The sequence below is a fragment of the Mycoplana sp. 10N416 genome, assembly GCF_056394765.1.
Window position 1 is genome coordinate 1 of record NZ_JBFTIM010000010.1, and the last position, 17,605, is coordinate 17,605.

Genomic DNA, 17,605 nt, shown 5'->3' on the forward strand with positions numbered 1-17,605 from the left:
CACAAGAAGTTCATGGCCGAAGCCTACATCCTGACGAAGGAAGAAGGCGGCCGTCATACGCCGTTCTTCACCAACTACCGTCCGCAGTTCTACTTCCGCACCACCGACGTGACCGGCATCGTTTCGCTGCCGGAAGGCACGGAAATGGTCATGCCGGGCGACAACGTCACGGTTTCCGTTGAGCTGATCGTGCCGATCGCCATGGAAGAAAAGCTGCGCTTCGCCATCCGCGAAGGCGGCCGCACCGTCGGCGCCGGCATCGTCGCCTCGATCGTCGAGTAATCGGCGAAGGTAAAACAGGCGAAATGCTCGGGCCGCGTCGCTATGCGGCCCAGGCATAGCCGCCTCGAAAGATTTAGTCGGTCGCACCGCTTGCCGACGACGCGAAAATAGTGCAAATGGCGCGCACGCGTGATTTGCACCCTGCTTCGTCATGGTGCGATCGCCAAAGGACAAGGCCGGCCACGGCCGTTCAAATAGGAAGGGGCAGGGGAAACCCTGTCCCTCCGATCTTTGAAAAGCTAGCGGACTGGCCGGACATTAATCGAAGTTCAATGCGTGTTCCTCTAATGGAGCCGCGGTAAACAAGAACAAGGACAAGTCGTATGAACGGCCAGAACATCCGCATCCGCCTCAAGGCGTTTGATCACCGGATCCTCGATGCCTCGACGCGCGAAATCGTGTCGACGGCCAAGCGTACCGGTGCAGGCGTGCGCGGCCCGGTGCCGCTTCCGACGCGTATTGAAAAATTCACGGTCAACCGGTCGCCTCACATCGACAAGAAGAGCCGCGAACAGTTCGAGATGCGCACTCACAAGCGTCTTCTCGACATTGTCGACCCGACCCCTCAGACGGTCGACGCCCTGATGAAGCTCGATCTCGCCGCCGGCGTCGACGTAGAGATCAAGCTCTAATCAGGTTCTCAAGTCCGGCGTAAGCCGAATAACAAGGAAGGTACGTGGCGGTAACGCCAACGGCTTCTAGGAACGGGAAACCCGAAGGTCGGACGGCCTCCGAGGAATCCTTAAACAAGAGGCGTGTGGGGGCTCTGCCCCGACAGGACTTCTAAGAGGAATGAACCATGCGTTCAGGTGTGATTGCACAGAAAGTGGGAATGACCCGCGTCTATAACGACGCAGGAGAGCACGTTCCTGTAACAGTTTTGCGATTGGACGGCTGCCAGGTTGTCGCCCATCGCACGGAAGAAAAGAATGGCTACACCGCAGTTCAGCTCGGTGCCGGCCATTCGAAAGTTAAGAACACGTCGAAGGCGCTTCGCGGTCAGTTTGCCGCTGCAAGCGTCGAGCCGAAGGCGAAGCTCGTCGAGTTCCGCGTTTCCGCCGACAACCTTGTCGAGATCGGTGCGGAGCTTTCCGCCAGTCATTTCGTCGCCGGCCAGCTGGTCGACGTCACTGGCACCACGATCGGTAAGGGTTTTGCCGGTGCGATGAAGCGCCACAACTTCGGCGGTCTGCGCGCCACGCACGGCGTGTCCGTTTCGCACCGCTCGCATGGTTCGACCGGCTCCAACCAGGATCCGGGTCGCGTCTGGAAGGGCAAGCGCATGGCTGGTCACATGGGCCAGACGCGCGTCACCACCCAGAACCTCGAGGTCGTTTCGACCGACGAGGACCGTGGTCTGATCCTCGTCAAGGGCGCCGTACCGGGTTCCAAGGGTTCCTGGATCGTCGTTCGCGACGCCATCAAGTCCGGCACGCCGGCTGACGCTCCGCGTCCGGCCGCTGTTCGCGCCGCAGCTAAGTAAGGGAGCCTGGTTATGGATCTCAAAGTCACGACCCTCGAAGGGAAGGACGCCGGCAAGGTTTCCCTCTCCGACGCGATCTTCGGTCTGGAGCCGCGCGAGGACATCATCGCCCGCGTCGTTCGCTGGCAGCTTGCTAAGAAGCAGCAGGGCACCCACAAGACCAAGGGCCGCGCTGAAGTTTCCCGCACCGGTGCCAAGATGTACAAGCAGAAGGGCACGGGTCGCGCTCGTCACCATTCTGCCCGTGCACCGCAGTTCCGCGGCGGCGGCAGGGCTCATGGTCCGGTCGTTCGCAGCCACGAGCATGACCTTCCGAAGAAGGTTCGCGCCCTCGGCCTGCGCCACGCGCTTTCCGCAAAGCTGAAGGCAGAAGACATCATCATCATCGATGATCTCGTTGCTGCCGAAGCAAAGACCAAGGCACTGGCCGGCTCGTTCGCCAGCCTCGGCCTGACCAACGCGCTCTTCATCGGTGGCGCCGAGCTCGACAACAACTTCAAGCTCGCAGCACAGAATATCCCGAACGTGGACGTTCTGCCGATCCAGGGCATCAACGTTTACGACATCCTGCGCCGTGGCAAGCTAGTGCTTTCCAAGGCTGCAGTCGAAGCTCTGGAGGAGCGGTTCAAATGACGGATCTTCGCCACTATGATGTGATCGTCTCGCCGTCGATCACGGAAAAGTCGACGCTGGTCTCCGAACAGAACCAGGTCGTATTCAACGTCGCCAAGCGCGCTTCCAAGCCTGAGATCAAGGCTGCGGTCGAAGCTCTGTTCGGCGTCAAGGTCACGGCTGTGAACACGCTCGTCCGCAAGGGCAAGATCAAGCGTTTCCGCGGCTTCTCCGGCCGGCAGGGAGATGTCAAGAAGGCGATCGTCACGCTTGCTGACGGTCAGTCGATCGACGTCTCCACCGGGCTCTAATCGGGCAGTCGGCTAAAGAGGAAACAAGAAAATGGCATTGAAAAGTTTCAATCCGACCACTCCGAGCCAGCGTCAGCTCGTCATCGTCGACCGTTCGGGCCTGTACAAGGGCAAGCCGGTCAAGGCTCTGACCGAAGGTCTCTCCAAGAGCGGTGGCCGTAACAACCTCGGTCGCATCACTGCCCGCTTTATCGGCGGCGGTCACAAGCGTAGCTACCGTCTGATCGACTTCAAGCGTCGCAAGTTCGACGTCGAGGGCACGGTCGAGCGCCTGGAATACGACCCGAACCGTTCCGCGTTCATCGCTCTGGTGTCCTATGCCGATGGCGAGCAGGCCTACATCCTCGCGCCGCAGCGTCTTGCTGCCGGCGACAAGGTGATCGCCTCGGACAAGGCGGTTGACGTCAAGCCGGGCAACGCGATGCCCCTGCAGTACATCCCGGTCGGTTCGATCGTTCACAACGTCGAGATGAAGCCGGGCAAGGGCGGCCAGATCGCCCGTTCGGCAGGCACCTTCGTCCAGCTCGTCGGACGTGACCAGGGCATGGCTATCCTTCGCCTGAACTCCGGCGAACAGCGCCTCGTACCGGGCTTGTGCCTGGCCACCATAGGCGCCGTATCCAACCCGGATCACGCCAACATCAACGACGGCAAGGCCGGTCGTACTCGCTGGCGCGGCAAGACCCCGCATAACCGCGGTGTCGTCATGAACCCGGTCGACCACCCGCACGGTGGCGGCGAAGGCCGCACGTCCGGTGGTCGTCACCCGGTTTCCCCGTGGGGCAAGCCGACCAAGGGCAAGCGTACGCGTTCGAACAAGTCGACCGACAAGTTCATCATGCGCTCGCGCCACCTGAAGAAGAAGTAAGAGAGGTTAGTCAGAAATGGCTCGTTCAGTATGGAAAGGCCCGTTTGTTGACGGCTATCTTCTCAAGAAGGCTGAGAAGGTGCGCGAAGGCGGCCGCAACGAGGTTATCAAGATCTGGAGCCGTCGCTCCACGATCCTGCCGCAGTTCGTCGGTCTCACCTTTGGTGTCTACAACGGCAGCAAGCATGTTCCGGTCAGCGTCAACGAAGACATGGTCGGGCACAAGTTCGGTGAATTCTCTCCGACCCGGACCTATTACGGTCACGGTGCGGACAAGAAGGCGAAGAGGAAGTAACGATGGGCAAGGCAAAAGCCGAACGTCGGCTGAAGGATAACGAGGCGCAGGCCATTGCGCGCACGATCCGCGTCAGCCCCCAGAAGCTCAACCTGGTTGCCGCGATGATCCGCGGCAAGAAGGTCGACCGCGCTCTGGCCGAACTTGAATTCTCCCGCAAGCGTATTGCCGGCACGGTCAAGAAGACCTTGGAATCGGCGATCGCGAACGCTGAGAACAACCACGATCTCGACGTCGACTCGCTCGTCGTCGCTGAGGCTTACGTCGGAAAGTCGATCGTCATGAAGCGCTTCCACGCCCGCGGTCGCGGTCGTGCATCGCGTGTCGAGAAGGCTTTCTCGCACCTGACGATCGTCGTCCGTGAAGCTGAAGCCAAAGGGGAGGCCGCATAATGGGTCAGAAAATCAATCCGATCGGCTTCCGCCTCGGCATCAACCGTACCTGGGATAGCCGCTGGTTTGCCGACAACGCCGAGTATGGCCAGCTGCTTCATGAAGACCTGAAGATCCGTAGCTATCTGATGGGCGAACTGAAGCAGGCCGGTATCTCGAAGGTCGTCATCGAGCGTCCGCACAAGAAGTGCCGCGTCACGATCCACTCGGCTCGCCCGGGTCTGATCATCGGCAAGAAGGGCGCAGACATCGAGAAGCTCCGCAAGAAGCTTTCCGAGATGACGAGCTCCGAGACGCACCTCAACATCGTTGAAGTGCGCAAGCCGGAAACCGACGCGACGCTGGTTGCCCAGTCGATCGCCCAGCAGCTCGAGCGTCGCGTGGCCTTCCGCCGTGCGATGAAGCGTGCGGTTCAGTCGGCAATGCGTCTTGGCGCCGAAGGCATCAAGATCACCTGCGGCGGCCGTCTGGGTGGCGCGGAAATCGCCCGTACCGAATGGTACCGCGAAGGCCGCGTTCCGCTGCACACGCTGCGTGCGGACATCGACTATGGTACGGCAGAAGCGGAAACCGCTTTCGGCATCTGCGGCATCAAGGTCTGGATCTTCAAGGGCGAAATCCTTGAGCACGATCCGATGGCCTCCGAGCGCCGCGCGACCGAAGGTGAAGCCCAGGGCGAACGCCAGGGCGACCGCCGCCGCCGTGAAAACGCTTAATTCGCTTTAGGCGAGCAGATCGGAGAATAGAAAATGTTGCAGCCAAAGCGTACTAAGTACCGCAAGCAGTTCAAGGGCCGCATCAAGGGCGTCGCCAAGGGCGGCTCGGACCTCGCCTTCGGCGAGTTCGGCTTGAAGGCTCAGGAACCCAACCGCGTCAACGCACGCGAAATCGAAGCGGCCCGCCGCGCGATCACCCGCTACATGAAGCGTGCCGGTCGCGTTTGGATCCGCGTGTTCCCGGACGTTCCGGTAACCGCAAAGCCGACCGAAGTCCGCATGGGTAAGGGCAAGGGTTCGGTTGAATACTGGGCATGCAAGGTCAAGCCCGGCCGTATGATGTTTGAGATCGACGGCGTCAGCGAAGAGATCGCCCGCGAGGCTCTTCGTCTGGGTTCCGCCAAGCTCTCGGTCAAGACGCGCTTCGTACAGCGCATTGCAGAGTGAGGATTGAGCCATGAAAGCCGTAGATGTTCGCGCACTCAGCGCCGACCAGCTTAACGACGAGCTTGCCAAGCTGAAGAAAGAGCAGTTCAATCTGCGCTTTCAGAAGGCGACCGGCCAGCTCGAAAAGTCCTCGCGTATCAACGAAGTCCGCAAGGATATCGCGCGCGTGAAAACCATTGCCCGCCAGAAGGCGGCAGAAGCCAAGGCCTAAGGACCAAGAAAAATGCCGAAACGCATTCTGCAGGGCACCGTAGTCAGCGACAAGAACGACAAGACCGTTGTCGTTCGCGTCGAACGCCGCTTTGCACACCCGCTTCTTCAGAAGACCGTTCGTCGCTCGAAGAAGTACAAGGCGCACGACGAAACCAACCAGTTCAAGGTTGGCGACGTTGTTTCCATCGAGGAATGCGCGCCGATCTCCAAGGATAAGCGCTGGACGGTCGTTTCCGCCCAGGCCTGATACAAGACTTTTCGCGCAAGGGGTTGCCCTTTGCGCGAAAACCTGTATGAAGCAGCGCAAGGACGCTCGGAATCGCGAGCGTCTTTTGCTTTCAGCGCAGGGAAGGTCCCGGGTTTCGCCAGGCGGAACTGACGAGGAAACCACCTTGGCAAGACCCATCCCGCGCGAAAACATGGATTCTCATAAGCTGGAACAGGGGGCATCCGTGCCCAACCGGTCCGGTTACAACAAGAAGGCGACCTGACATGATTCAGATGCAGACTAACCTCGACGTGGCGGATAATTCCGGCGCACGTCGTGTCATGTGCATCAAGGTGCTGGGCGGTTCCAAGCGCAAGTACGCTTCGGTCGGCGACATCATTGTCGTTTCGATCAAGGAAGCGATTCCGCGTGGCCGCGTAAAGAAGGGTGACGTGATGAAGGCGGTTGTCGTTCGCACCGCCAAGGACATCCGTCGCGCCGATGGCAGCGTCATTCGTTTCGACAGCAACGCAGCTGTCCTGATCGACAACAAGAAAGAGCCGATCGGCACCCGTATCTTCGGACCGGTTCCGCGCGAACTCCGCGCCAAGAACCACATGAAGATCATCTCGCTGGCTCCGGAAGTACTCTAAGGGGGCGATGGCTATGCAAAAGATTCGCAAGGGCGACAAGGTCGTCGTACTGACCGGTAAGGACAAGGGCCGTACCGGCGAAGTCATCCAGGTGATGCCGAAGGAAGATCGCGCGGTCGTGCGCGGCGTCAACATGGTCAAGCGCCATCAGCGCCAGACCCAGGCGCAGGAAGCCGGCATCATCACCAAGGAAGCCTCGATCCACCTGTCCAACATCGCGATCGCCGACCCCAAGGACGGCAAGCCGACCCGCGTCGGTTTCAAGATCGAAGGCGACAAGAAGGTCCGAGTGGCTAAGCGTTCGGGAGTTTCGATCGATGGCTGAGACAAAGTATGAGCCGCGGCTCAAGAAGGAATATGTCGAGCGTATCCGCAAGGCGCTGCAGGAGCAGTTTTCCTACGCCAACGAGATGCAGATCCCGCGCCTCGACAAGATCGTGATCAACATGGGTGTTGGCGAATCGACGGGCGACTCGAAGAAGCCTACGGTTGCTGCTGCCGATCTGGCTGCTATCGCCGGTCAGAAGCCGGTCATCACCCGTGCGCGCAATTCCATCGCGGGCTTCAAGCTTCGCGAAGGCATGCCGATCGGCGCCAAGGTCACCCTGCGCGGCGTTCGCATGTACGAATTTCTGGATCGCCTCGTGAACATTGCGCTGCCTCGCGTACGCGACTTCCGTGGTCTGAACCCGAAGTCCTTCGATGGTCGTGGCAATTTTGCCATGGGCATCAAGGAGCACATTGTGTTCCCTGAAATCAACTACGACAAGGTTGATCAGATGTGGGGCATGGACATCATCGTTTGCACGACGGCCGCTAACGACGACGAAGCTCGCGCTCTGTTGAAAGAGCTGAACTTCCCGTTCCGTCAGTAATCCGTAACGACAAGCGTAAAGAAGGATAACGTTATGGCGAAAACGAGCGCAGTTGAAAAGAACAAGCGCCGCCGCAAACTGGTTGCCAGCCAGGCCGCAAAGCGTGCGGCTCTGAAGGCAATCATCCAGAACCAGTCGCTTCCGATTGAAGATCGGTTCAAGGCTACCCTGAAGCTTGCCGCCCTGCCGCGCAATGGCTCCAAGACCCGCATCCGCAACCGTTGCGAAGTCACGGGCCGTCCGCGCGCATTCTATCGTAAACTCCGCATGTCGCGTATCGCGCTGCGTGAACTCGGCAATCTCGGCAAGGTGCCGGGCATCGTCAAGTCGAGCTGGTAAGGAGACGGGTACATGGCAATGACTGATCCGCTGGGCGATATGCTCACCCGTATCCGCAACGGTGCCGCTCGCCGCAAGTCGAGCGTTTCCACGCCGGCTTCCAAGCTGCGTGCACGCGTTCTCGATGTCCTTCAGGCCGAAGGCTACATCCGCGGCTACTCCGAAGTCGAATTCGACAATGGCAAGGCCGAGCTGAACATCGAACTGAAATACTATGAAGGCGCGTCCGTGATCCGCAAGATCGACCGCGTCTCCAAGCCGGGCCGCCGGGTTTATGTCTCGGTCAAGTCCATTCCGCAGGTCGCGAACGGTCTCGGTATCACCATCCTTTCGACCCCGAAGGGCGTGATGGCCGATCACCAGGCACGCGAACAGAACGTTGGTGGCGAGCTTCTTTGCTCTGTCTTCTAAGGCAGGCAAGGAAACTCCATAGCGAACAGACAGGATAGAAAATGTCTCGTATCGGTAAAAGACCCGTTCCGGTTCCCGCTGGTGTCTCGGCTTCTGTTGATGGCCAGAAGGTTTCCGCAAAGGGCCCGAAGGGTGAACTCTTCTTCGTCGCAAACGACGAGGTTTCCGTGAAGCTGGAAGACAACGCCATTGTCGTCCAGCCGATCAATCAGTCCAAGGACGCTCGGTCGAAGTGGGGCATGTCCCGCACGATGATCGAAGGCATCCTCAAGGGCGTCAAGGACGGTTTCGAGCGCAAGCTCGAGATCAACGGCGTCGGTTATCGTGCGTCCATGCAGGGCAAGAACCTGCAGCTGGCGCTCGGTTTCAGCCACGACGTGGTCTATCAGACCCCGGAAGGCATCGCGATCGCTGTTCCGAAGCCGACTGAAATCATCGTCAGCGGCATCAACAAGCAGCAGGTCGGCCAGGTTGCCGCGGAAATCCGCGAATACCGTTCCCCCGAGCCCTACAAGGGCAAGGGCGTCAAGTATGCCGAAGAGCGGATTGTCCGCAAAGAAGGCAAGAAGAAGTAAGGATCACGCGATATGGCTAGCAGGAAAGAAACACTTGCACGTCGTGCCAACCGCGTGCGCCGTCAAATCAAGGCGGTCGCCAACGGCCGTCCGCGCCTGTCGGTTCATCGCTCGTCGAAGAACATCTACGTACAGGTCATCGACGACGTGGCCGGCAAGACGCTTGCGTCCGCCTCCACGCTCGACACCGATCTGCGCTCGTCTTTGAAGACGGGCGCAGACGCGGCAGCCGCTGCTGCCGTCGGCAAGCTCATCGCTGAGCGTGCCGTCAAGGCTGGCGTCAAGGAAGTGGTCTTCGACCGCGGCGCCTTCATCTATCACGGTCGCATCAAGGCTCTTGCCGAGGCTGCCCGTGAAGGTGGTCTGAGCTTCTGATGGTTGTTGGCGGGCCTCGTGCCCGCCATTCGACAATCAGTGGGTAGTGGTCGCCTGCCTGAAATAGGCAAGGCGATCTTTTGACAATCTGCCGATTGCACCCGGAAAAGAAAAAGGAAAAGGACAATGGCACAGGAAAGAAGGGGCCGCGAGGATCGCCAGCCCCGTGAAGAGCGCGACAGCGAATTTGTCGACAAGCTCGTAGCAATCAATCGCGTCGCCAAGGTGGTGAAGGGCGGCCGTCGTTTCGGCTTTGCAGCCCTCGTCGTCGTCGGCGACCAGAAGGGCCGCGTTGGCTTCGGCCACGGCAAGGCCCGTGAAGTTCCGGAAGCGATCCGGAAGGCCACCGAATCCGCCAAGCGCGACCTCATCTTCGTTCCGCTGCGCTCCGGCCGCACGCTGCACCACGACGTGCACGGCCGCCACGGCGCCGGCAAGGTGCTGCTGCGTTCGGCCAAGGCCGGTACCGGTATCATTGCCGGTGGTCCGATGCGTGCCGTTTTCGAAACGCTCGGCATGCAGGACGTCGTCGCCAAGTCGACCGGTTCGTCGAACCCGTACAACATGATCCGTGCGACCTTCGACGCGCTCAAGAGCCAGATGCACCCGAAGGACATCGCGGCACAGCGCGGCATCAAGTACGCAACGCTGCAGGCCCGCCGCGCTTCCGCCGGCGTCGCTTCCGAAGAATAAGGGAGCTTGAACAATGGCTAAGAAAGAAGCTGCAACGAAGACGGTCACCGTCGAGCAGATCGGCTCGCCGATCCGCCGCCCGGCCGTTCAGCGCCAGACGCTGATCGGCCTCGGTCTCAACAAGATGCACCGGGTTCGCACGCTGGAAGATACGCCTTCCGTGCGTGGCATGATCCGTGCCGTCCAGCACCTCGTTCGCGTCGTCGACGAGAAGTGAGGGAGATAAGCTCATGAAACTGAACGAAATCAAGGACAACGAAGGCGCAACCCAGAACCGCAAGCGCGTCGGTCGCGGTATCGGTTCGGGCTCCGGCAAGACCGGCGGCCGCGGCGTCAAGGGTCAGAAGTCCCGCTCGGGCGTCTCGATCAACGGCTTCGAAGGCGGCCAGATGCCCATCTACCGCCGTCTGCCGAAGCGCGGTTTCAACAACATCTTCGCTTCCGAATTTGTCGTTGTATCGCTCGACCGCCTTCAGAAGGCGATCGACGCAGGCAAGCTGGATCCGAAGGCAACGGTCGATGCAGCAGCCCTGAAGGCTGCCGGCGTGATCCGTCGCGCCAAGGACGGCGTTCGCATCCTCGCCGACGGTGAGCTGAAGGCGAAGCTTTCGATCGAAGTCGCCGGCGCCTCCAAGGCGGCCGTCGAGAAGATCGAGAAGGCCGGCGGCAACGTGAAGCTGCTTTCGGCTGCTGCCGAGTAAATTTCGCATTTTTGAACGCCCGGAGTGCTTCATTCCGGGCGTTCTTGCTCCCATATGAGAGCCTCACACTGGCAGGCGAAGCACGCTTCGTTTGTTTCTCGGGAGTTTAGACCGCGGTGAGGCCTGGATTGCTTGACAATCCCCGTTCTGCCCGGTTTACCCTCCGTTCCGCCTGCTTCGCCTTTCGGTCGGGCCGGCAATGAAATTCAGGCGTGCCATTGAGCCGGGCGGAAGCCGGGCAGGGGGCGCGCCGCAACGGATCAGCCGTTGTCCGGGCCTGGGATCCCTTCCTCCGCTTCGGGCATGGTTACGCGGAGAAATGCATGGCTTCGGCAGCGGAACAACTTGCCTCCAATCTCAACTTTTCGACCTTCGCCAAGGCTGAGGATCTGAAGAAGCGCCTTTGGTTCACCCTTGGCGCGCTGCTGGTCTACCGGCTTGGGACCTATATCCCGCTTCCGGGCTTGAACGCGGACGCGTTCGCCCGTGCCTTCCAGGGGCAGAGCGGCGGTATCCTCGGCCTGTTCAACATGTTTTCCGGCGGCGCCGTCGAGCGGATGGCGATTTTCGCGCTGGGCATCATGCCCTACATTTCCGCCTCGATCATCGTTCAGCTGATGACGTCGGTCGTTCCGGCGTTGGAGCAGTTGAAGAAGGAAGGCGAGCAGGGTCGCAAGATCATCAACCAGTACACCCGCTACGGCACCGTCCTGCTCGGCGCGTTGCAGGCCTACGGCATCGCGGTCGGCCTCGAAGGCGGTGAGGGACTGGTGGTCGATCCGGGCTGGTTCTTCCGCATCTCGACGGTCATCTCGCTGCTCGGCGGCACGATGTTCCTGATGTGGCTCGGCGAGCAGATCACCTCGCGCGGCATCGGCAACGGCATTTCGCTGATCATTTTCGCCGGGATCGTGGCGCACCTGCCGACCGCGTTGGCCGGAACCCTCGAACTTGGCCGGACCGGCGCGCTGTCCTTCGGCGTCATTGCGGCCGTCGTCGTCATGGCTGTCGGCGTGATCGCGCTAATCGTCTTTGTGGAGCGCGCGCAGCGTCGCCTGCTGATCCAGTATCCGAAGCGCCAGGTCGGCAACCGCATGTTCCAGGGCGACACCTCGCACCTGCCGCTGAAGCTCAACACCTCGGGCGTGATTCCGGCGATCTTCGCCTCTTCGCTGCTGCTGCTCCCGGCGACGCTGGCTGGCTTCAGCAACACGACCGAACTGCCCGGCTGGGCAACGACGATCATTGCCTCGCTTGGCCACGGCAAGCCGCTCTACATGGTCTTTTATGCAGCGATGATCGCGTTCTTCGCCTTCTTCTATACGGCGATCGTGTTCAATCCGAAGGACACCGCCGACAATCTGAAAAAGCATGGCGGCTTCATTCCGGGCATCCGCCCGGGCGAGCGCACCGCCGAGTACATCGACTACGTGCTGACCCGTATCACGGTGCTCGGCGCCATCTATCTCGTCTTCGTTTGTATTCTTCCGGAAATCCTGATCGCGCAGACCGGCGTGCCGTTCTACCTTGGTGGTACGTCGCTTTTGATTGTTGTCAGCGTCACCCTTGATACTGTAGCACAGATTCAGGGTCACCTGATCGCACAGCAGTACGAGGGGCTGATCAAGAAGTCGAAGCTGCGCGGAGGAAAGAGGGGACGATGAGACTGATATTTTTGGGGCCGCCGGGTGCCGGCAAAGGCACGCAGGCGAAGCTCCTGACGGAAAGGCACGGAATTCCCCAGCTTTCCACCGGGGACATGTTGCGCGCCGCCGTCGCGGCGCAGACGGAGGTCGGCAAGCGGGCAAAGGCGGTGATGGATGCGGGGGAACTTGTTTCCGACGCCATCGTCAACGAGATCGTCTCCGATCGGATCGATTCGCCGGACTGCGCCAGGGGGTTCATCCTGGACGGTTACCCGCGCACCGTTCCGCAGGCGCAGGCGCTCGACGAGATCCTGGCGAGCAAGGGGCTGAAGCTCGATGCCGTCATCGAGTTGAAGGTTGATGAGAAGGCGCTCTTGAAGCGAATGGAAAGCCGAGTCGCGGAGACGATCGCTGCCGGCGGAACCGTTCGCCCGGACGACAAGCCTGAGGTCCTCGAGCGCCGCCTGATGGAGTACCGCGAGAAGACCGCACCATTGTCGAACTACTATGCGTCAACAGGCAAGCTGAAGACGTTGGACGGCATGGCGGATGTCGATGCGGTGACCAAAGAAATTGGCAGGATCCTGGCTTAAGTCGGACCATTGCTAAAACGGGCGGCCGGGGTTGACTTTTCCGGCCGATTCCCCTTAAGACAGCGCCAACTCGCGGCATTTAAGCGATCGGCGCGGATTCCTCAGAAGAATGAGGTCCGAGTGCGGTCGCTTTTGACGTGTCTCGAACTTCTAATTGAACGAAGCGGCCATCGGCCGTATGACGAAGAAACCCACTTGCCGGATGGCAACTGGAAGCAAGGAGAACAGGCGTGGCTCGTATCGCTGGCGTCAACATCCCGACTGCAAAGCGCGTCGTTATCGCGCTGCGTTACATTCACGGGATCGGCCCGAAATTCGCACAGGAAATCATCGAAAAGGTCGGCATTCCGGCGGAGCGCCGCGTGCATCAGTTGACTGATGCCGAGGTTCTGGCGATCCGTGAAGCCATCGACCGTGACTATCAGGTTGAAGGCGACCTGCGTCGCGAGACCTCGATGAACATCAAGCGCCTGATGGACCTCGGCTGCTACCGCGGCCTGCGTCATCGCCGCAGCCTTCCGGTTCGCGGTCAGCGCACGCACACCAACGCACGTACCCGCAAGGGTCCGGCGAAGGCGATCGCGGGCAAGAAGAAGTAATTTCCCGCAATCGGGAAATTGGAGGCTGGCGCCTGCGCCGGCCTCTTTTGAGTTTCGAGCGGGATCTTGGTCGCTATGCGGTGGCCGTCTTTGAAGGTCGTCCCGGTCGGTGGAGCTGCTGGTATTACGGCAGTGACGATATCGCCGCACGAGCCCCAGGGTGCGTGCAAACAACAATGCAGGGCAGGGGCGTGAATGCCTCCACCCGGTGGAGCCGCTGGAACTACGGCGGTGTAGAGATCAACGAAAGGACTACCCATGGCCAAGGAAGCCGCACGCGTCCGCCGTCGCGAACGCAAAAACATCACCTCCGGTGTTGCTCACGTCAATTCTTCGTTCAACAACACGATGATCACCATCACCGACGCACAGGGCAACGCCATTGCCTGGTCGTCGGCCGGCGCCAAGGGCTTCAAGGGTTCGCGCAAGTCGACCCCGTTCGCGGCCCAGATTGCTGCTGAAGACTGCGCCAAGAAGGCCCAGGAGCACGGCATGAAGTCGCTCGAAGTCGAAGTCTGCGGCCCGGGTTCCGGCCGTGAATCGGCTCTGCGCGCCTTGCAGGCTGCCGGCTTCATGATCACCTCGATCCGCGACGTCACGCCGATCCCGCACAACGGCTGCCGCCCGCGCAAGAAGCGCCGCGTCTGATCATTCAAATTCGTCATGCCGGTGAGCGCGGTTTGCGCGCTCCTCCCGGCTCTTCAAGGCTCGGCCGTCACGATTGGATGGTGGCGGCGAACGGAAGGCAAAAGATATGATCCAGAAAAACTGGCAGGAACTGATCAAGCCGAACAAGGTGGAGTTCGCCTCCTCCGGTCGCACCAAGGTATCGCTCGTCGCAGAACCGCTCGAGCGCGGCTTCGGTCTGACCCTCGGCAACGCGCTGCGCCGCGTGCTTCTGTCGTCGCTGCGCGGTGCTGCTGTCACCGCAGTCCAGATCGACGGCGTACTGCATGAGTTCTCCTCGATCCCGGGCGTCCGGGAAGACGTGACGGACATCGTGCTCAACATCAAGGAAATCGCCATCAAGATGGACGGCGATGATTCCAAGCGCATGGTCGTGCGCAAGCAGGGTCCGGGCGTCGTTACCGCCGGTGACATCCAGACGGTTGGCGACATCGAGATCCTCAACCCGAACCATGTGATCTGCACGCTCGACGAGGGCGCGGAGATCCGCATGGAGTTCACCGTCAACAACGGCAAGGGCTACGTTCCGGCCGACCGCAACCGCGCCGAAGACGCGCCGATCGGTCTCATCCCGGTCGACAGCCTCTATTCGCCGGTCAAGAAGGTGTCCTACAAGGTTGAAAACACCCGCGAAGGACAGGTCCTCGACTACGACAAGCTGACGATGTCGATCGAGACAGACGGCTCCGTCACCGGCGAAGACGCGATTGCGTTTGCCGCCCGCATCCTTCAGGACCAACTGTCGGTCTTCGTCAACTTCGACGAGCCGCAGCGGGAGACCGAAGAAGAGGCGGTCACCGAACTTGCCTTCAATCCGGCGCTGCTCAAGAAGGTCGACGAACTGGAACTTTCGGTCCGTTCGGCGAACTGCCTGAAGAACGACAACATCGTCTACATCGGCGACCTGATCCAGAAGACGGAAGCGGAAATGCTCCGCACTCCGAACTTCGGTCGCAAGTCGCTGAACGAGATCAAGGAAGTTCTCGCTTCCATGGGCCTGCATCTCGGCATGGAAGTGCCGGCCTGGCCGCCCGAGAACATCGAAGATCTCGCCAAGCGCTACGAAGACCAGTACTAAGCAACAAAAAGGCAGGGTTTTTCGCTGCCTTTCCCCGTCAAACAGCAGGCGTGATGCCTGTATGTGCCAGGAAACGGCAGGACCGATGCGATATCGGGAGCCCTGCGCAGAAGGAGAATAGCAATGCGCCACCAGAAAGCCGGCCGCAAGCTGAACCGCACCGCCAGCCACCGCAAGGCGATGTTCGCCAACATGGCTGCTTCGCTCATCACCCATGAGCAGATCGTCACGACCCTTCCGAAGGCGAAGGAAATCCGTCCGATCGTCGAAAAGCTCGTCACCCTCGGCAAGCGCGGCGACCTGCACGCTCGTCGTCAGGCGATTTCGCAGATCCGTGACGCTGCTGTCGTCTCGAAGCTGTTCGATGCGATCGCCTCGCGCTACGCCACCCGCAACGGCGGCTACCTTCGCATCATGAAGGCCGGCTACCGCCAGGGCGACAACGCTGCACTGGCCGTCATCGAGTTCGTCGACCGCGACGTCGCCGCCAAGGGCGCAGCCGACAAGGCCCGCGTCGAAGCCGAGGCTGCTGCCGAAGCTGCTTGATTTCAGGCAACGGAATGAAATGAAAAGGCCGGGTGCGAGAGCGCCCGGCCTTTTCGCGTTGGCGTGGCGACTTGAAGTATCGTTTCTGGCTCATCGAGTGAGGGGTGATGCGGGAGGCTGATTGGTGGCGTCAGGGACGAAGGGTGAGATTGCCCCTCACCCTGACCCTCTCCCCGCAGGCGGGGAGAGGGAACGAGGTCGGCGCGGCTTTGTCCTTCTCCCCGTTTACGGGGAGAAGGTGCCGGCAGGCGGATGAGGGGCAAACGGGCCAAGGAGTAGAAGCGGCGGAGCCGCCATCTACCGTGCTCGCTCGAAACTTGGTCGACCTATCTGGGCCCGGCGCCACTGGTTGAAGTGCGGGCGAAGCGGTCGCCACAGCAGCAGCACCGCAACCAGGCCGATATAGATCATCGGCTCCGGCCCCACGATCTTCACCGACATCGCAAAGTGCAGCGCGCCGGCCGCGGCGATGACGTAGACGAGCTTGTGCAGCTTGTTCCAGCGCGAACCGAGGCTGCGGATCGACCAGGAGTTAGAGGTCAGCGCGAGCGGGATCAGCATCGTCAAGGCCGCCATGCCGATGGTGATGAACGGGCGCTTGGCGATGTCCGCAACGATCGTCGGAAAGTCGAAGTACTTGTCGAGGATGAGGTAGGTCGAAAAGTGCATGACCACGTACCAGAAGGCGAGCAGCCCGAGTGCGCGGCGATAGCGTAGCCAGTTGATGCCGAACAGGTCGCGAAGCGGCGTGATGCAGAGCGTGGCGATCAGGAAGCGCAGCGCCCAGAGGCCGAGCAGGTGCTCGAACTCCTTGATCGCATTGCCGGGCAATTGGCCCGTGGCGCCGAGATAGAAGCCGGAGACAGCCGGAATGAAGCCGAACGCATAGAGCGTCCACACGGAAGCGCCGTGGTATTTTCGGGGCAGGGCGGGGATCGCGGCCATCATCAGAAGTTCTTCACAAGGTCCATGCCGGCATAGAGGCTCGCGACCTCGTCGGCGTAGCCGTTGAAAGGCAGGGTATCGCGGCGGCTACCGCCGAAGAAGCCGCCTTCGCCGATCCGGTTCTCCGTCGCCTGGCTCCAGCGCGGATGGTCGACCGCCGGATTGACGTTGGCGTAGAAGCCGTATTCGTTCGGGGCGGCGGTGTTCCAGGTGTTCGGCGGCTGCTTGTCGGTGAGCGTGATCTTCACGATCGACTTGATGCCCTTGAAACCGTATTTCCACGGCACAACAAGGCGGACCGGCGCGCCGTTCTGGTTCTGCAGCGTCTTTCCGTAGAGCCCGACGGACAGGATCGTCAGCGGGTGCCGGGCCTCATCGAGCCGAAGCCCCTCCACATAGGGCCAGGGAAGCGGCTGAAAGTAGCCGGATTGACCGGGCATCTGCTCCGGTCGGACGATCGTTTCGAAGGCGACATACTTGGCGCTTCCGAGCGGTTCGACCTTGTCGAGCAGGGTTGCCAGCGGGAAGCCGATCCAGGGGATGACCATCGACCACGCCTCGACGCAACGCATGCGGTAGATGCGTTCCTCGAGCGGGAACGCCAGCAGGGCCTCGAGACCGAATTCCCTCGGCTTGGTCACCATGCCGCCGACAGTCACCGTCCATGGCTTCGGCTGGAAATCGCCGCTGTTGGCCGCCGGGTCGCCCTTGCCCATGCCGAACTCATAGAAGTTATTGTAGTTCGTCACATCCTTTTCCGGCGTCGGTGCTTCGCCGGCCTTGAATGCGGATGCGGAGGCCTTCAGCGCAGCCGCGTGCACGCTGTCGGCCCACGCGAAAAGCAATCCGCCGGCGGCGGCCCCGACAAAGCTGCGCCGGTTCATAAAAATGGCCTCAGGGGTGATCTCGCGGGCGGCGATCTTCGGTGGGCGATAGGCGGTCATGGCGGTTTCCTCGGAGGAACAAATCGGGCCCGATGTGCTTAACGGGCCGAATGACACCAAAGTTTCAATCACGAAGATAGGGGGCGAACGACCACGATTTCGTGCGCGGTCCGTGAGT

General features: G+C 60.9%; 30 protein-coding genes. 28 read left to right on the forward strand and 2 right to left on the reverse strand.

What is annotated here, in order from left to right; all coding sequences use genetic code 11:
• The 28 genes from AC1DDS_RS19600 to rplQ form a co-directional block, all read left to right on the forward strand.
• Window positions 1–282: EF-Tu C-terminal domain-related protein (locus AC1DDS_RS19600; protein WP_477480410.1), on the forward strand; the 282-nt coding region annotated here is incomplete at its 5' end.
• A gap of 323 nt (window positions 283–605) precedes the next feature.
• Entirely contained in the window at window positions 606–914 is a 309-nt protein-coding gene (rpsJ, locus tag AC1DDS_RS19605; protein ID WP_108001314.1) for a 30S ribosomal protein S10, read from the forward strand.
• Window positions 915–1,081: 167 nt separating this feature from the next.
• A complete protein-coding gene (gene rplC, locus AC1DDS_RS19610) occupies window positions 1,082–1,765 on the forward strand; it encodes a 50S ribosomal protein L3 (RefSeq protein ID WP_310420858.1) in 684 nt (227 codons plus the stop codon).
• A 12-nt stretch (window positions 1,766–1,777) separates the two neighbouring features.
• On the forward strand, window positions 1,778–2,398 hold the full coding sequence (gene rplD / locus AC1DDS_RS19615) for a 50S ribosomal protein L4 (RefSeq protein ID WP_310420857.1): 621 nt from the start codon (window positions 1,778–1,780) through the stop codon (window positions 2,396–2,398).
• Window positions 2,395–2,688 (forward strand): 50S ribosomal protein L23, encoded by a 294-nt coding sequence (locus AC1DDS_RS19620; protein ID WP_310420855.1) that lies wholly within the window; start codon window positions 2,395–2,397, stop codon window positions 2,686–2,688. Before rplD ends, AC1DDS_RS19620 begins: the two co-directional genes overlap by 4 nt.
• 31 nt (window positions 2,689–2,719) lie before the next feature.
• Window positions 2,720–3,556, forward strand: coding sequence for a 50S ribosomal protein L2 (gene rplB, locus AC1DDS_RS19625; RefSeq protein WP_310420853.1), 837 nt, complete (start codon window positions 2,720–2,722; stop codon window positions 3,554–3,556).
• A gap of 16 nt (window positions 3,557–3,572) precedes the next feature.
• Complete coding sequence (rpsS, locus tag AC1DDS_RS19630) at window positions 3,573–3,851, forward strand: 30S ribosomal protein S19 (protein WP_075627127.1); 279 nt, start codon at window positions 3,573–3,575, stop codon at window positions 3,849–3,851.
• 2 nt (window positions 3,852–3,853) lie between these two features.
• Entirely contained in the window at window positions 3,854–4,243 is a 390-nt protein-coding gene (gene rplV / locus AC1DDS_RS19635) for a 50S ribosomal protein L22 (RefSeq protein ID WP_310420851.1), read from the forward strand.
• Complete coding sequence (gene rpsC / locus AC1DDS_RS19640; RefSeq protein ID WP_310420849.1) at window positions 4,243–4,959, forward strand: 30S ribosomal protein S3; 717 nt, start codon at window positions 4,243–4,245, stop codon at window positions 4,957–4,959. The genes rplV and rpsC overlap by 1 nt, the downstream gene beginning before the upstream one ends.
• A gap of 33 nt (window positions 4,960–4,992) precedes the next feature.
• Window positions 4,993–5,406, forward strand: a complete 414-nt coding sequence (gene rplP, locus AC1DDS_RS19645) for a 50S ribosomal protein L16 (protein ID WP_003573792.1) — start codon at window positions 4,993–4,995, stop codon at window positions 5,404–5,406.
• A gap of 10 nt (window positions 5,407–5,416) precedes the next feature.
• The gene (gene rpmC / locus AC1DDS_RS19650; RefSeq protein WP_097142075.1) at window positions 5,417–5,617 is read left to right on the forward strand and encodes a 50S ribosomal protein L29; all 201 of its coding nucleotides are present in this window, start codon (window positions 5,417–5,419) and stop codon (window positions 5,615–5,617) included.
• A gap of 12 nt (window positions 5,618–5,629) precedes the next feature.
• Window positions 5,630–5,866 carry a 30S ribosomal protein S17 gene (rpsQ, locus tag AC1DDS_RS19655; RefSeq protein WP_310420848.1) on the forward strand — a complete coding sequence of 79 codons (237 nt, stop codon included), beginning with the start codon at window positions 5,630–5,632 and terminating at the stop codon, window positions 5,864–5,866.
• A 245-nt stretch (window positions 5,867–6,111) separates the two neighbouring features.
• A complete protein-coding gene (rplN, locus tag AC1DDS_RS19660; protein WP_119258425.1) occupies window positions 6,112–6,480 on the forward strand; it encodes a 50S ribosomal protein L14 in 369 nt (122 codons plus the stop codon).
• A 13-nt stretch (window positions 6,481–6,493) separates the two neighbouring features.
• Window positions 6,494–6,805: a 50S ribosomal protein L24 gene (gene rplX / locus AC1DDS_RS19665; RefSeq protein WP_310420845.1), complete on the forward strand. Its 312-nt coding sequence runs from the start codon at window positions 6,494–6,496 to the stop codon at window positions 6,803–6,805.
• On the forward strand, window positions 6,798–7,355 hold the full coding sequence (rplE, locus tag AC1DDS_RS19670; protein ID WP_310420844.1) for a 50S ribosomal protein L5: 558 nt from the start codon (window positions 6,798–6,800) through the stop codon (window positions 7,353–7,355). Before rplX ends, rplE begins: the two co-directional genes overlap by 8 nt.
• Window positions 7,356–7,388: 33 nt before the next feature.
• Complete coding sequence (gene rpsN, locus AC1DDS_RS19675) at window positions 7,389–7,694, forward strand: 30S ribosomal protein S14 (RefSeq protein WP_374837941.1); 306 nt, start codon at window positions 7,389–7,391, stop codon at window positions 7,692–7,694.
• A gap of 12 nt (window positions 7,695–7,706) precedes the next feature.
• Window positions 7,707–8,105 carry a 30S ribosomal protein S8 gene (gene rpsH, locus AC1DDS_RS19680; RefSeq protein ID WP_310420840.1) on the forward strand — a complete coding sequence of 133 codons (399 nt, stop codon included), beginning with the start codon at window positions 7,707–7,709 and terminating at the stop codon, window positions 8,103–8,105.
• Between the two features lie 41 nt (window positions 8,106–8,146).
• Window positions 8,147–8,680 carry a 50S ribosomal protein L6 gene (rplF, locus tag AC1DDS_RS19685; protein ID WP_477480411.1) on the forward strand — a complete coding sequence of 178 codons (534 nt, stop codon included), beginning with the start codon at window positions 8,147–8,149 and terminating at the stop codon, window positions 8,678–8,680.
• A gap of 12 nt (window positions 8,681–8,692) precedes the next feature.
• Entirely contained in the window at window positions 8,693–9,055 is a 363-nt protein-coding gene (gene rplR / locus AC1DDS_RS19690) for a 50S ribosomal protein L18 (RefSeq protein ID WP_310420836.1), read from the forward strand.
• Window positions 9,056–9,181: 126 nt separating this feature from the next.
• Window positions 9,182–9,748, forward strand: a complete 567-nt coding sequence (rpsE, locus tag AC1DDS_RS19695; RefSeq protein WP_310420834.1) for a 30S ribosomal protein S5 — start codon at window positions 9,182–9,184, stop codon at window positions 9,746–9,748.
• A 13-nt stretch (window positions 9,749–9,761) separates the two neighbouring features.
• Window positions 9,762–9,965 carry a 50S ribosomal protein L30 gene (gene rpmD, locus AC1DDS_RS19700; RefSeq protein WP_192244083.1) on the forward strand — a complete coding sequence of 68 codons (204 nt, stop codon included), beginning with the start codon at window positions 9,762–9,764 and terminating at the stop codon, window positions 9,963–9,965.
• Between the two features lie 13 nt (window positions 9,966–9,978).
• Window positions 9,979–10,449: a 50S ribosomal protein L15 gene (gene rplO / locus AC1DDS_RS19705; RefSeq protein WP_310420832.1), complete on the forward strand. Its 471-nt coding sequence runs from the start codon at window positions 9,979–9,981 to the stop codon at window positions 10,447–10,449.
• 323 nt (window positions 10,450–10,772) lie between these two features.
• Entirely contained in the window at window positions 10,773–12,113 is a 1,341-nt protein-coding gene (gene secY / locus AC1DDS_RS19710; protein WP_310420830.1) for a preprotein translocase subunit SecY, read from the forward strand.
• Complete coding sequence (locus AC1DDS_RS19715) at window positions 12,110–12,688, forward strand: adenylate kinase (protein WP_477480412.1); 579 nt, start codon at window positions 12,110–12,112, stop codon at window positions 12,686–12,688. The genes secY and AC1DDS_RS19715 overlap by 4 nt, the downstream gene beginning before the upstream one ends.
• 230 nt (window positions 12,689–12,918) lie before the next feature.
• On the forward strand, window positions 12,919–13,287 hold the full coding sequence (rpsM, locus tag AC1DDS_RS19720; protein WP_310420824.1) for a 30S ribosomal protein S13: 369 nt from the start codon (window positions 12,919–12,921) through the stop codon (window positions 13,285–13,287).
• Window positions 13,288–13,545: 258 nt separating this feature from the next.
• Window positions 13,546–13,935: a 30S ribosomal protein S11 gene (rpsK, locus tag AC1DDS_RS19725; RefSeq protein ID WP_023513823.1), complete on the forward strand. Its 390-nt coding sequence runs from the start codon at window positions 13,546–13,548 to the stop codon at window positions 13,933–13,935.
• A gap of 106 nt (window positions 13,936–14,041) precedes the next feature.
• Window positions 14,042–15,052 carry a DNA-directed RNA polymerase subunit alpha gene (locus tag AC1DDS_RS19730; RefSeq protein WP_310420821.1) on the forward strand — a complete coding sequence of 337 codons (1,011 nt, stop codon included), beginning with the start codon at window positions 14,042–14,044 and terminating at the stop codon, window positions 15,050–15,052.
• Window positions 15,053–15,175: 123 nt separating this feature from the next.
• Window positions 15,176–15,598, forward strand: a complete 423-nt coding sequence (gene rplQ / locus AC1DDS_RS19735) for a 50S ribosomal protein L17 (RefSeq protein ID WP_310420818.1) — start codon at window positions 15,176–15,178, stop codon at window positions 15,596–15,598.
• 297 nt (window positions 15,599–15,895) lie between these two features.
• Here rplQ and msrQ read toward each other — a convergent pair whose 3' ends face one another.
• Both msrQ and msrP read right to left on the reverse strand, forming a co-directional pair.
• Window positions 15,896–16,543 carry a protein-methionine-sulfoxide reductase heme-binding subunit MsrQ gene (gene msrQ / locus AC1DDS_RS19740; RefSeq protein WP_477480568.1) on the reverse strand — a complete coding sequence of 216 codons (648 nt, stop codon included), beginning with the start codon at window positions 16,541–16,543 and terminating at the stop codon, window positions 15,896–15,898.
• 2 nt (window positions 16,544–16,545) lie between these two features.
• Window positions 16,546–17,487 (reverse strand): protein-methionine-sulfoxide reductase catalytic subunit MsrP, encoded by a 942-nt coding sequence (msrP, locus tag AC1DDS_RS19745; RefSeq protein ID WP_477480413.1) that lies wholly within the window; start codon window positions 17,485–17,487, stop codon window positions 16,546–16,548.
• Window positions 17,488–17,605 lie beyond the last annotated feature (118 nt).

Excerpts from the sequence above, each read along its gene's own strand:
- rpsJ (WP_108001314.1), top strand. The coding sequence starts at position 606 with ATGAACGGCCAGAACATCCGCATCCGCCTCAAGGCGTTTGATCACCGG.
- rplP (WP_003573792.1), top strand. The coding sequence starts at position 4,993 with ATGTTGCAGCCAAAGCGTACTAAGTACCGCAAGCAGTTCAAGGGCCGC.
- msrP (WP_477480413.1), bottom strand. The coding sequence starts at position 17,487 with ATGACCGCCTATCGCCCACCGAAGATCGCCGCCCGCGAGATCACCCCT.
- rplR (WP_310420836.1), top strand. The coding sequence starts at position 8,693 with ATGGCTAGCAGGAAAGAAACACTTGCACGTCGTGCCAACCGCGTGCGC.
- rplD (WP_310420857.1), top strand. The coding sequence starts at position 1,778 with ATGGATCTCAAAGTCACGACCCTCGAAGGGAAGGACGCCGGCAAGGTT.
- rpsK (WP_023513823.1), top strand. The coding sequence starts at position 13,546 with ATGGCCAAGGAAGCCGCACGCGTCCGCCGTCGCGAACGCAAAAACATC.
- rplN (WP_119258425.1), top strand. The coding sequence starts at position 6,112 with ATGATTCAGATGCAGACTAACCTCGACGTGGCGGATAATTCCGGCGCA.
- rplV (WP_310420851.1), top strand. The coding sequence starts at position 3,854 with ATGGGCAAGGCAAAAGCCGAACGTCGGCTGAAGGATAACGAGGCGCAG.
- AC1DDS_RS19715 (WP_477480412.1), top strand. The coding sequence starts at position 12,110 with ATGAGACTGATATTTTTGGGGCCGCCGGGTGCCGGCAAAGGCACGCAG.
- msrQ (WP_477480568.1), bottom strand. The coding sequence starts at position 16,543 with ATGGCCGCGATCCCCGCCCTGCCCCGAAAATACCACGGCGCTTCCGTG.
- rplB (WP_310420853.1), top strand. The coding sequence starts at position 2,720 with ATGGCATTGAAAAGTTTCAATCCGACCACTCCGAGCCAGCGTCAGCTC.
- rpmC (WP_097142075.1), top strand. The coding sequence starts at position 5,417 with ATGAAAGCCGTAGATGTTCGCGCACTCAGCGCCGACCAGCTTAACGAC.
- AC1DDS_RS19620 (WP_310420855.1), top strand. The coding sequence starts at position 2,395 with ATGACGGATCTTCGCCACTATGATGTGATCGTCTCGCCGTCGATCACG.
- rpsC (WP_310420849.1), top strand. The coding sequence starts at position 4,243 with ATGGGTCAGAAAATCAATCCGATCGGCTTCCGCCTCGGCATCAACCGT.
- rplQ (WP_310420818.1), top strand. The coding sequence starts at position 15,176 with ATGCGCCACCAGAAAGCCGGCCGCAAGCTGAACCGCACCGCCAGCCAC.
- rpsS (WP_075627127.1), top strand. The coding sequence starts at position 3,573 with ATGGCTCGTTCAGTATGGAAAGGCCCGTTTGTTGACGGCTATCTTCTC.
- rpsN (WP_374837941.1), top strand. The coding sequence starts at position 7,389 with ATGGCGAAAACGAGCGCAGTTGAAAAGAACAAGCGCCGCCGCAAACTG.
- secY (WP_310420830.1), top strand. The coding sequence starts at position 10,773 with ATGGCTTCGGCAGCGGAACAACTTGCCTCCAATCTCAACTTTTCGACC.
- rplF (WP_477480411.1), top strand. The coding sequence starts at position 8,147 with ATGTCTCGTATCGGTAAAAGACCCGTTCCGGTTCCCGCTGGTGTCTCG.
- rplO (WP_310420832.1), top strand. The coding sequence starts at position 9,979 with ATGAAACTGAACGAAATCAAGGACAACGAAGGCGCAACCCAGAACCGC.
- rplC (WP_310420858.1), top strand. The coding sequence starts at position 1,082 with ATGCGTTCAGGTGTGATTGCACAGAAAGTGGGAATGACCCGCGTCTAT.
- rplX (WP_310420845.1), top strand. The coding sequence starts at position 6,494 with ATGCAAAAGATTCGCAAGGGCGACAAGGTCGTCGTACTGACCGGTAAG.
- rplE (WP_310420844.1), top strand. The coding sequence starts at position 6,798 with ATGGCTGAGACAAAGTATGAGCCGCGGCTCAAGAAGGAATATGTCGAG.
- rpsH (WP_310420840.1), top strand. The coding sequence starts at position 7,707 with ATGGCAATGACTGATCCGCTGGGCGATATGCTCACCCGTATCCGCAAC.
- rpmD (WP_192244083.1), top strand. The coding sequence starts at position 9,762 with ATGGCTAAGAAAGAAGCTGCAACGAAGACGGTCACCGTCGAGCAGATC.
- rpsE (WP_310420834.1), top strand. The coding sequence starts at position 9,182 with ATGGCACAGGAAAGAAGGGGCCGCGAGGATCGCCAGCCCCGTGAAGAG.
- AC1DDS_RS19730 (WP_310420821.1), top strand. The coding sequence starts at position 14,042 with ATGATCCAGAAAAACTGGCAGGAACTGATCAAGCCGAACAAGGTGGAG.
- rpsQ (WP_310420848.1), top strand. The coding sequence starts at position 5,630 with ATGCCGAAACGCATTCTGCAGGGCACCGTAGTCAGCGACAAGAACGAC.